Raw genomic sequence first — 10701 nt, 5'->3', positions numbered from 1 at the left:
GAGGGAATTCATTATGCGTCCGAATGCCACGCCGCAAGAAGTGGCGGGGCATGATGCCGAGCGCGCGAGGAAATCCATCATGCCCCGCAGTGCCGCGACGTAAGGAGCGGCGCCGTGAGAGGCTCACGGCGGCACCGCAAAGCCAGAGACCTCTGGCGAATAAGCTAAAAAACAAAAAGCCTTGATTCCGAAGAACCAAGGCTTTTTCCTAGTGGTGACCCCAACCGGATTTGAACCGGTGTTGCCGCCGTGAGAGGGCGGAGTACTAGGCCGCTATACGATGGGGCCGTGAGATTTACATCTCTTTTATCAGGTCTCCCTGACAACACATACTACTATACAGAGGTTCCACGAAACGACCAAATCGAAATCAGGTGAAATGGAACACATTATCTAATGTTGATTCCTGCCATCACAGAAGATACTGCCGGCCGCTCCCCCAAATCCGCATCCGCCCGCCTCCTCACAAGCTTCCATACAACGGATGCGCCCCGCACACTCGGTACGGGGCGCATCCGGAAGGACCGATAAGAACCGGTCAGATACCGTTACAGGCTAGGACTTACGGCGACGCAGCACCACCAGGGTGGCGCCGGCAATCAGGACGAAAGCGCCCACGGCAGCCAGGCTCAGAACGCTCTGTGCACCGGTCTTAGCCAGCGAACCGCTCTGGGTCGAGGACTTCGTCGCGGAGGCATTTACCTGAGCGTTAGAGCCCTTCGACTGAGAGGAGGACTGAGACGAGGAAGAAGAGTTCGAGGCCGGCTGCGACGAAGAGCTCTTCTTCGCGGGAGTCTTCACGGTGGAACCCATCTGCTCCTGTGCGGCAGGGGCGTTCGAGTCAGCAGTCTTGGACTGAGCGTTATCCTGCTGCTGGGCGGCAGGCGACTCTGCGGGCTGGCTCGGCTTGCTCGAGTCATCCGAGGTGGCGCGGTTATCAGCCTTATCCGCGTCTTCCTGAACATCGTTAACAATCAGCGCACGAGCCGAATCGTAGTCGCGGTTCATAGCAACGTCGGAACCGGCAGTCACGGTGCCGAGCAGGTAGCCCTGGCCGTACTTCAAGGTGTTTGCCGGTACGCGCAGGGTGCCACTGAAGGAGTACTTACCGGTCTTCTCGTTGTACACGAAGTCGCTGGCCGGAATAACCGTGGAGATCTTCTGGATGTTCTGCAACTCGCTGTCGGTCAGCTTGTCGTTGCCGGGAAGCCACTCGCCGTCCTTAACCAGGAAGAGGCGAATACCCTCGGCCGGGGGCTTATCAAAATCAGTGCCGGTGACATGGAAGGTGTAGGGGCGAGTGATGTCAATCGTGCCCTCCGCGAAGTTCAGGGTGGGGCCGATAATCACGGGCAGCGCTTCCTTCGGGTAACCCTGGAAGGCCAGCTTGGAAGGAACAATCGTTGCGGGCGAGGTGAATTCGCCGTCGGCAAGCTCGACGTGGAACTTCATGATGGAGTTCGGCTTGAGGACCTCGCGGGTGGAGGGGATGGTCTTACCATCGCGGCCAACCCGAGCCTTGGACATGTAGTTGTCGGTGGTCGAACCGTCGCCGGTCTTCGGGTCGAGAACGTAAGGCACGGAGGCGGTTGCACCCTCAATGTCCTGCTTGTCCACGGCCACGACGGAGCCGTCGTCGGCGAGGGTCAGGTCGTTAGCCTTGCCGCCGTTCATCTCGACCTCGCCAATCACGCGGTCGGTCTTGGCATCAAAGATAGCAATCTTACCGGTGCCGAAATCGGAGACGTACACGAGGTCGCGCTCTTCATCGTTGACCATGGCCAGGGCCTGGGTGCCGAACTTGACGAACTTCTTGAACGCACCGGTCTTCAGGTCGTACACCGAGATGCCGGAGTTAACGCCCTTCACGCCCTGAGAGGATACGTAAATTTCATTCTGGGAGTGATCGATGGACACATCGGAGGGGCGAACCTCAACCGAAGAGTCCTCGCCCCGGGTCTGGATGACCTGCTCGGTCTTCAGGGTCTTGGTGTTAATCACGAAGAGCTTGCCGCTGGTGCGCTCGGGCACATACAGCTTGTCGCCGTCGATGGCCACGTTCATGCCGATGTAGCGGGTACCGCCGTCGGGTGCACCCTGCAGCTGAATCTTGGTGACCTCGAAGGTTTTCATGTCGATAGCCGAGACGTAGTAGCGGCCGGTCACGAACACCTTGCCCGATGCGTTATCCACGCGGACCTCGCGGGGGTGCTCAATCCAGTTCGGATCGGCCTGGGACATGCCGTGACTGGTCCAAATCTGCTCCATGGTCTCCTGGTCGAACACGGAGAGGGAGTTGTCGGTCGTGTTGGTGACCCACACGGTACCGTTGGCATCATCGACGGTGATGCCGTACGCAGAAACGTAGCCGAACTGGCCGTTTGCGTCATATTCGAAGGGAAGGACCGCTACTTCTTCAATCTTCATGGTGTCTGCATCGACACGCGCGATGGTGGAGGCCAGGTTGCTACTGCCACCCACGCCAACCATCCAGATCTTGTGGTGCGCCTGCGAGTAGGCCACCTGGTACTGGCCGGGCAGGCCCTGAGTAATCTGGGCGGTGGATGCGGAGACATCTACGACGCGACTTTCAGTGCTTTCTGCGTCGGAGGAGGAAGCGGACTGGGTCGTGGTCGGTTGCGCGGTGTTCTGCGCTGCGAAGGAGGCAGGAATCATGGACGCGCCGGAAATGGCGAGCGCGAGGGAGCCAGCAACGATACCCTTCAGCGCCTTACCCGAAGAAGGAGTGAGGTTCAATGTGTGTCCTTGTAGAGATGTAACGGAAGTACTCCACTGCCGCGTCGAGGTGCTAACGAGACACCTCGTGAGCGTGCGGTGACACGCTCAACAACAGCGGGAGCAGAAGCGCAAGTAATGCATAAATTTACCTACCCTCTTATCCTCAGTGTTTTCCCAGGAAAATACAAGCTATGTCGAGGGTGTGTTCAATATTTTTGGGCGCATCCCGCGAATTTACCTTGAGCATCACGTGAACGTTGAACCCTTAGAGGGAGATTTACCTTCCCCGGGAGGCAAAAACCCTGGTCAGCCTGATATTCATTAGCTCTTATATTTACACATTAATGTAAAAATTTGCTTCACCCGGTACATTATTCCGATGCACTATTCTTACCTCAACGATATCGATTTTCCGTTCGTGCGAACGCACCCAATACGCGCAAAAGGCGGGCCCCTCCCCCGCCGCAATCTCGACGATTACGGCGGGGCCGGGAGCCCGCCTCACGCAGCGGCTCAGAGTGGCCGCTGAATGTTGCTACTCACCGCCTCCTTATGGCAAGTCGGCGGTTACAGCTTAGGCCTTGCGACGGCGAACCAGAATGGCCGCGCCACCCAGCAGGGCAACCGAACCCACGGCCAGCAGGCCGGCCACGCCGTTCGCACCGGTGCTGGCCAGAGTACCCTTCGAGGAGCCACCCTCGCGCTGAGCCTGCGAGGAACCGGAAAGATCGGCCTTCACGCCACCCTTGGAGGGGTTCAGCTCGTCCCGAGAATCGCTCTTGCTATCGGTCTTTGCATCGGACTTCGCAGTATCCTTCGCGTCGGTGACCGAATCGGCCGACTGCGAGGGAGCGGGGGTCGAAGAGCTATCCTTCTTAGCGTCCTCAGACTTCGGGTCAGTCGGCTTCGACTCCTCGGCCTTCACGCCGGTCACCGTCGGGTAGCCCGCGAACTGCAGGGCGGTCGGGGTGAGGGTCACGGGAGCCACGCTCTCGGCGGTGTCCTTCAGACCAACCTTGAACTTCAGAATCGAGTTGGCCTTCAGCTGCTGAACCGATGCGGGCACGTCGTTACCCTGGCGATCCTTGCCGGGCAGGGTGGTGTACTCGCTGGCGGTGCTAATCTCTCCGGTGGTGCCGTTGAGCACGTAGGGCAGGGTGACCTTCTCGTCGCGGTCCTTCTTGTCGAGGACCAGCACGGAGCCGTCCTTGAGCAGGGTCACGTCGTTCGCGGCGGCGCCGTTCATCTCGACCTCGCCAATCACCTCGTCGGTGCGGCCGTCAAAGACCGCAACCTTACCGGTGCCGAAGTCGGTCACGTACACCAGGTCGCTATCCTCATCGTGCTCCAGAGCGAGCGCCTGGGTGCCGAACTTGACGAACTTCTTGAACTCGCCGGTGGTCAGGTCGTACACGGAGATACCGGAGTTGACGCCCTTCACACCCTGGGAAGATACGTAAATCTCATTCAGCGAGTGGTCCACAGCAACGTCGGAGGGGCGAACCTCAACGGTGGAATCCTCACCCTGAGTCTGGATGGTCTTCTCAACCTTGAAGGTCTTGGTGTCCACGACGAAGAGCTTGCCGCCGGTGCGCTCGGGCACGTACAACTTGCCGCCATCGAGGAACAGGTTCATGCTGATGTAGCGGGTGCCGCCGTCGGGGGCACCCTCGAGCTGGATCTTCTCAACCTGCTTGGTCTTCAGGTCGATAGCAGAGACAAAGAAGCGGCCGGTCACGAATGCCTTACCGGACTCGTGGTCAACCAGAACGGAGCGGGGGTGCTCAATCCAGTTCGGGTCGCCCTCCTTCACGCCCTCGTTGGTCCAGATGAGCTTGAGGGTCTGCTGGTCGTACACTGCCACGGAGTTGTCGGTGGTGTTGGTGACCCAGACGGTGCCGTCCACGTCATCGACGGTCACGCCGTACGCGGAGGTGTAGCCGTACTGGCCCTTGTCGTTCTGCTTGACGGGCAGCTCGGCGAAGGCCTCGGTCTGCAGGGTGTCTGCATCCACGCGTGCCAGGGAGGAAGCGAGGCCGCCGCGTGCACCCACGGTGGGTACGAACAGCTTGTGGTTCTTCTTGGAGTAGCCAACCTGGAACTGGCCGGGCAGACCCTGAATGATATTTGCGACGCTACCGGATGCATCCACGGTGCGGTGTGCCTCGGTGGAGGGGGTGGTGGTGTCGGTTGCCTTGGTGGTCTTGGTGGCGGTTGCCGGGTAGCCCTGGAACTCGCGGGTTTCGGGGGTGACCTGCTTGACCTCGGAGTTGTCGCCTGCGGTTGCGGTGACCTTGAACTTCAGGATGGAGTTCGCCTGAATATCGGTGGTCGCTGCGGGTACGTCGTTGCCCTGGCGGTCCTTGCCGGGCTTGCTGGTGACCTTGTCCGAGGTGCTGACGGTGCCGGTGGTGCCATCGAGCACGTAGGGCACGGTTGCGGTTGCGCCAGCCTGCTTGTCCACAGCGACAACGGAGCCGTTGGGCAGCACAACCAGGTCGTTTGCCTTGCCGCCGTTCATGGCGACCTCGGCAATCAGCTTGTCCGCCGCGCCGCCGTCAATCACGCCGACCTTGCCGGTGCCGAAGTCAGAGACGTACACGAGGTCGTTCGCCTCGTCGTTATCCAGGGAGAGCGCCTGGGTGCCGACCGGGATGAACTTCTTGAACTCGTGGGTGGTCGCATCGTAGATGGACACGCCGGAGTTCGCGCCCTTCACACCCTGGGAGGAGACGTAAATTTCGTTCTGGGAGTGGTCAATCGCGATGTCGGAGGGGCGAACCTCACCCTCAGCGTTGCCCTTGGTGTCAAAGGTGCTTTCCACCTTGAAAGTCTTGGTGTCGACGACGAAAATCTTGCCGCCGGTACGCTCGGGCACGTACAGCTTACCGCCGTCAACCAGGATGTTCATGCTGATGTAGCGGGTGCCGCCATCGGGTGCGCCCTCAAGCTGAATCTTCTCAACCTGCTTGGTCTTCAGATCGATAGCGGAGACGAAGAAGCGACCGGTGACGAACGCCTTGCCGGACTCGTGGTCGACGAGCACAGAACGGGGGTGCTCAATCCAGTTCGGATCGGTCTCCGCGATACCGGCGGTGGTCCAGGTCTGCTGCAGAGTTTCCTGGTCGTACACGGAAATGGAGTTGTCGGTGGTGTTGGTGACCCAGACAGTGCCGTCCACGTCGTCAACGGTGATGCCGTAGGCCGCATCGTACTGGTAGCCCTTGTCGTTCTTGATGATAGGCAGCTCGGCGACGGCCTCAATCTTCAGGGAGTTCGCGTCAATGCGGGCGATGGTGGAGACGTGCTTGTCGCGGTCCGCGGTGCCCGCAACCCAAATCTTGTTGGTCTTCTTAGAGTAAGCGACCTGGAACTGACCGGGCAGGCCCTGGGTAATCTTCGCCATGGCCTTGTCTGCGATGGTGCGAGCGTCGCTGCTCTGGCTTGCCGCCGGGGCGGGGTCCGCCGCGAACGATGCGGGGATGGTGGCAACGCCCGAGATTGCCAGTGCCAGCGAGCCAACGGCGAGGCCCTTGAATACCTTGCTCGATGCGAGGTTCATATGTATGTCCTTTATCGTGTGGGTGGCGTGTGAAGGGGTGCCTCTCCCCTGTTTGAGGGGCGGTGAGGCGCCGTGTTTTTCTGCCTTATGCGGCGGGTGTTTCGTGCACCCACAAGGAGTGAACTAGCCTTCACACAGTATTAAGTAAGGCAATCATTAATTTACCTTCTAGGTAATACTTACTTAGCTCCTAGGTTTTTGCAAGATTTCAGGTATATATGACGCAAAAATTTCACATGCCAGGCACAGCCTGTCGCTAAACCCGCACAACAAAACCCCCGCCTCCAGCAAAAGCCAGAAGACGGGGGTTTCACGCTACCCAGCGCGCAACGCCAGGGATAGCTAAAAATTAGGAGACATACGAGAAATCGGGGAACAGCAGGTTCTGCAGCTTGTAGCGGCGAATGAAGCGAGCCAGCTCCGCGCGGGTCGTCGGGGCGGTCGGCTTGAACTCACCCGAAGAGTCCAGCACGATATCGTTCGCGCCAGCCCACGCAACGTAACGGTGCAGCGGACCCGCACCCAGCACATCGCGGAAACGGGAGCCCAAGGCATCCTCCAGCTCAGAGAGCTGCACCTCGGTGTTGTACTGGTACAGCACCGCCGCCAGCTCCTCGTGCGAGATCGGGGCAGTCGGGTCGATGCGCTCGCCGCTAGCGATCGGTTCAGCAATCTTGCGGTCGCGCGCCCAGTGCAGGGCGTTCGCGGCGGGGCGGTCTACCGCATCCGCGTAGGGTGCGACTTCCGAGTTCTCGCTCACGCCGGGACGACCCGCCGCACGGTTGAGCAGGGCGATGACCTCTTCGCGGGTGACGGCACGGTCCGGCTCGAAGGCGCCGGTCTGCGGGTTGGGCAGCAGCCACTTCTTCTGGTTGGCCACGCGAATGTCGTCGGCGTAGGGGTGGTTGCCGGGCACGTCTTCGAAGGATGTCTTCAGGATCTTGGTTTCGGCCACGGGGATGCGTGCGGCGACCTGGTGGGCGATTTCCTGACCCCAGGGGTCGGTGCAGATATCCAGCTGCAGGGCGTGGTCCACACCCTCGGGCTGAATGAGTTCGATGGGGAACAGGTCGGTTCCCCTGAAGGTGTCTTCGCCACCGTTGAATTCGGGGGTGAGCGGCCAAGAGCGCAGGGTTTCGAAGGAGTTATCGCGCACGTAGCCGTGGCGCACGGTCAGGGTGGTGCCTTCGGCGAGGAGTTCACGCAGGCCGTGCGCGGTGTAGCTGACGGTCATTCCGTCTTCGGTGATGGTGGCGCGCTGGATGGTGAGGCGCGGACCCTTGGTCTCCTCGGCGGCGGCCGGGGACTCGGCGGTCTTGGGGGCTTCATCTGCGTTTGCAGCCTGGGCCTGCAGTGCGAGGGCGCCTGCTGCGGTGGCAGCGGAGGCACCCTTCAGGAAGAATCGTCGTGAGAGTCGATTGTTGAGGAAGGGCATGATTGTCCTATTCACTTGTCGTTTGAGTTGAGTGAGTTACGGGTGGCAGGAGGCGCGGCAATAGCGTGTGCGGTGAGTGAGGCCGATACGCGATTCCCTGTTGAGCGTGAGTGAGACGCGGAGGGTGAGTGCCGGGCGGATGCGCAGTGAGTGAGACCGGCGTGGTTCCTGACCCAGCTATCAAGAATACCTTAAGGTTCGAGTTTATTCGAGGGTTTGGCGAATTATGTGACGCTAGGGGGCGTGAGAATCATCAACCCGCCTCCCCGATTCAACCCGCAAGCCCCGAATCAATCTACAGCCCCTCAAAAGTGAATCGCGTTACAAATAGCACCGGTTTGGTGTGTTTTTGGCGTGTCTCTAGGCTCGAGAGTTATAGTTATTACAACCTTATCACCGTTGTGGTACCACTCAACGGCGAGCTAACACACCCATCCCAAAGGAGTTTTTGTGGATAAGGCACTTATCTTCTTCGCCAAGTCGCGTTACGCCGACCTCTTCGGCGTGGCACTGGTTATTGCCATCGCTATCGGGTCTGGATACCTGAACACCAACCTCGCCAAGTACGTTAACTGGGGCCCAATGACGAGCCTCATCCCCTTCGGCGTTATTTCCGTGATTAACGTGGGCATTTCAATGATGTCCACCCGCCTGACCGGCCGCCTCTCAAACGTCGGTAACGTGCTCGGCATTATTAACACGGCGTTGTCTGGCGCGATTGACTATATTCTGGGCAACAAGGCGGCAATCATCACCTACCCGGTGACTTTTATCGTGTACACCTTCGCAATTCGTAGGTGGCAGAACTCCGAACGCGGCAAGGCCATGGAACCGCCGACCGGCGCGAAGGGTCAGCTGATTATCGCCGGCATTGTGACGGGTTCGTTCGCGTTCTCCCTGACTGCGAACTATATCGGCTACCGCGGCCAGATGACCTTCCTGTTCTGGATCACGACCGTGGTGTTTGGACTGTCCCTGTCGGCCAACATTCTGAACGCCTTGAAGCTGACGATGCAGTGGCAGTTCTGGGCTCTGTACAACACCGTGCAGTGCGTGAAGGCGCTGACTCAGGGTAACTTTGCGAACGTCGGCAAGTACATTTTCTACATCATCAACAGCGTGGCGGCGTTCCTGCTGTGGACCCGCAACGGCACCGCGGCCAAGGAGGCGATGGTGGCGTAGGGGGCGGTTCCCTAGTTTTCGGGCGCTGACCTTTCTACCAGCTAACGCTAATGCATGAGGAGGCCCCTCGACCTGTAGCTTACTGCTGCGGGCCGAGGGGCTTTACCTGTGCCCCGCGAGTGCGGGGAATACGTTGAGAGCCTTTCAATATTGCCCTTGATATAGGGCTCATCCCCGCTCACGCGGGGAACACTGAACCGTCAGCTGCTGCACGCCACTCAGCGTAGGCTCATCCCCGCTCACGCGGGGAACACGGGATGAGAATGCCCAGGGTTTCGCCGTCCTGCGGCTCATCCCCGCTCGCGCGGGGGAACACAACTTGAACTTAGTCAGGTCGGGCGCTTCAGTGGGCTCATCCCCGCTCGCGCGGGGAACATCCCAGGTCACGCATCTCATCAGCCTTGAAGTCAGGCTCATCCCCGCTCGCGCGGGGAGCACAAAATTAACCCCGGTAACCCCGGCGGTTTCTGCGGCTCATCCCCGCTCTCGCGGGGAGCACCCATCACCAGGCTCACCAGAAATCACAATCGACGGCTCATCCCCGCTCGCACGGGGAACACGGACCGCGCTGTTTCACCCACTACGCCCCGCACGGCTCATCCCCGCTCGCGCGGGGAACACGAGGCTGAGGGGTAGCGGCATCCTTTGGCGGTCGGCTCATCCCCGCTCGCGCGGGGAACACGACGTACACTTCGCCCTCAGCCGCAGCTTCCGCGGCTCATCCCCGCTCGCGCGGGGACCACCATCTGGGCGGTCAACGTACCCAGTTGCTCCAGGGCTCATCCCCGCTCTCGCGGGGAACACCCGCGCACCTCACCGACCATGATGTTAGCCGAGGGCTCATCCCCACTCGCGCAGGGAACATCCTACTGCCCTTGCAGATTTCTGGGGTAAGGTCGGCTCATCCCCGCTACTGCGGGGAACATACCAGTCCGACGCGGCCGGACCAGTCGTCGCCAGGCTCATCCCCGCTCGCGCGGGGAACAATGGTCGCGCCAATCCCTCACCAACGCCCGGCCCGGCTCATCCCCGCTCGCACGGGGAACATCTTGCAATCCGCTAGCTGGTGCTTGCACAGCTCGGCTCATCCCCGCTCGCGCGGGGAACATGCCGCCGAGATGCTCCAAGCCTCCACCCGCGCCGGCTCATCCCCGCTCGCGCGGGGAACATTACGCCAAAAACCCTGTCTCCACCATCGCCAGCGGCTCATCCCCGCTCGCGCGGGGAACATGTCAGGGAAACCCGCGCTAGATGTGTACCAGACGGCTCATCCCCGCTCGCGCGGGGAACATATATAAGGAAAAATCATGTCTGCTTACACGGACGGCTCATCCCCGCTCGCGCGGGGAACATACGCGCTCGCGTCTCGCGACGATTGGCCGCGACGGCTCATCCCCGCTCGCGCGGGGAACATACATGTCTTCGTACACCGTATTTAAGGGCAACCGGCTCATCCCCGCTCGCGCGGGGAACATTCAATCAAAGATCGCTTGGTCTCTTCGTCCCACGACTCATCCCCGCTCGCGCGGGGAACATTCGGCGTTCTTCACGATAGTCGCTAGAGGGTTCGGCTCATCCCCGCTCGCGCGGGGAACATGAGCCGCAATCGGAAGAACGTCCTCAATTTTACGGCTCATCCCCGCTCGCGCGGGGAACATGCCGCGTCCACTATTGAGCAGGCGCAGGCGCGCGGCTCATCCCCGCTCGCGCGGGGAACATACCACCGGCACGCCGTGCATAGTCGCCGGAGGCGGCTCATCCCCGCTCGCGCGGGGAACATGTC

At 60.5% G+C, this 10701-nt stretch carries 4 protein-coding genes, 1 tRNA gene and 1 CRISPR repeat array; of the genes, 1 reads left to right on the top strand and 4 read right to left on the bottom strand.

All coding sequences use genetic code 11. From position 1 onward, the window contains the following. Positions 1 to 212: 212 nt before the first annotated feature. The 4 genes from HMPREF2630_RS07565 to HMPREF2630_RS07550 form a co-directional block, all read right to left on the bottom strand. A tRNA-Glu gene (locus HMPREF2630_RS07565) sits at positions 213 to 288 on the bottom strand. A gap of 267 nt (positions 289 to 555) precedes the next feature. Further along, positions 556 to 2757 carry a DUF5074 domain-containing protein gene (locus HMPREF2630_RS07560; protein ID WP_070484249.1) on the bottom strand — a complete coding sequence of 734 codons (2202 nt, stop codon included), beginning with the start codon at positions 2755 to 2757 and terminating at the stop codon, positions 556 to 558. Between the two features lie 556 nt (positions 2758 to 3313). Then, positions 3314 to 6301: an LPXTG cell wall anchor domain-containing protein gene (locus tag HMPREF2630_RS07555; RefSeq protein WP_049343451.1), complete on the bottom strand. Its 2988-nt coding sequence runs from the start codon at positions 6299 to 6301 to the stop codon at positions 3314 to 3316. Between the two features lie 349 nt (positions 6302 to 6650). Beyond that, positions 6651 to 7736 (bottom strand): S-layer homology domain-containing protein, encoded by a 1086-nt coding sequence (locus HMPREF2630_RS07550; RefSeq protein ID WP_049343450.1) that lies wholly within the window; start codon positions 7734 to 7736, stop codon positions 6651 to 6653. A 450-nt stretch (positions 7737 to 8186) separates the two neighbouring features. Here HMPREF2630_RS07550 and HMPREF2630_RS07545 point away from each other — a divergent pair, with 450 nt between their 5' ends. Further along, a complete protein-coding gene (locus tag HMPREF2630_RS07545) occupies positions 8187 to 8918 on the top strand; it encodes a nicotinamide mononucleotide transporter (RefSeq protein WP_049343449.1) in 732 nt (243 codons plus the stop codon). Positions 8919 to 9083: 165 nt separating this feature from the next. Then, positions 9084 to 10698: direct repeats of the CRISPR family, unit length 27 nt; unit sequence GGCTCATCCCCGCTCGCGCGGGGAACA. Positions 10699 to 10701: the final 3 nt, after the last annotated feature.

The sequence above is a fragment of the Rothia sp. HMSC072B03 genome, from assembly GCF_001809565.1.
GTDB classification, from domain to species: domain Bacteria; phylum Actinomycetota; class Actinomycetes; order Actinomycetales; family Micrococcaceae; genus Rothia; species Rothia mucilaginosa_A.
The sequence above is the reverse complement of the archived record's forward strand: the minus strand, read 5'-3'. Positions and strand labels throughout refer to the sequence as shown.

Coding starts and splice junctions, on each gene's coding strand:
- HMPREF2630_RS07555 (WP_049343451.1), bottom strand. CDS start 6,301: ATGAACCTCGCATCGAGCAAGGTATTCAAGGGCCTCGCCGTTGGCTCG.
- HMPREF2630_RS07550 (WP_049343450.1), bottom strand. CDS start 7,736: ATGCCCTTCCTCAACAATCGACTCTCACGACGATTCTTCCTGAAGGGT.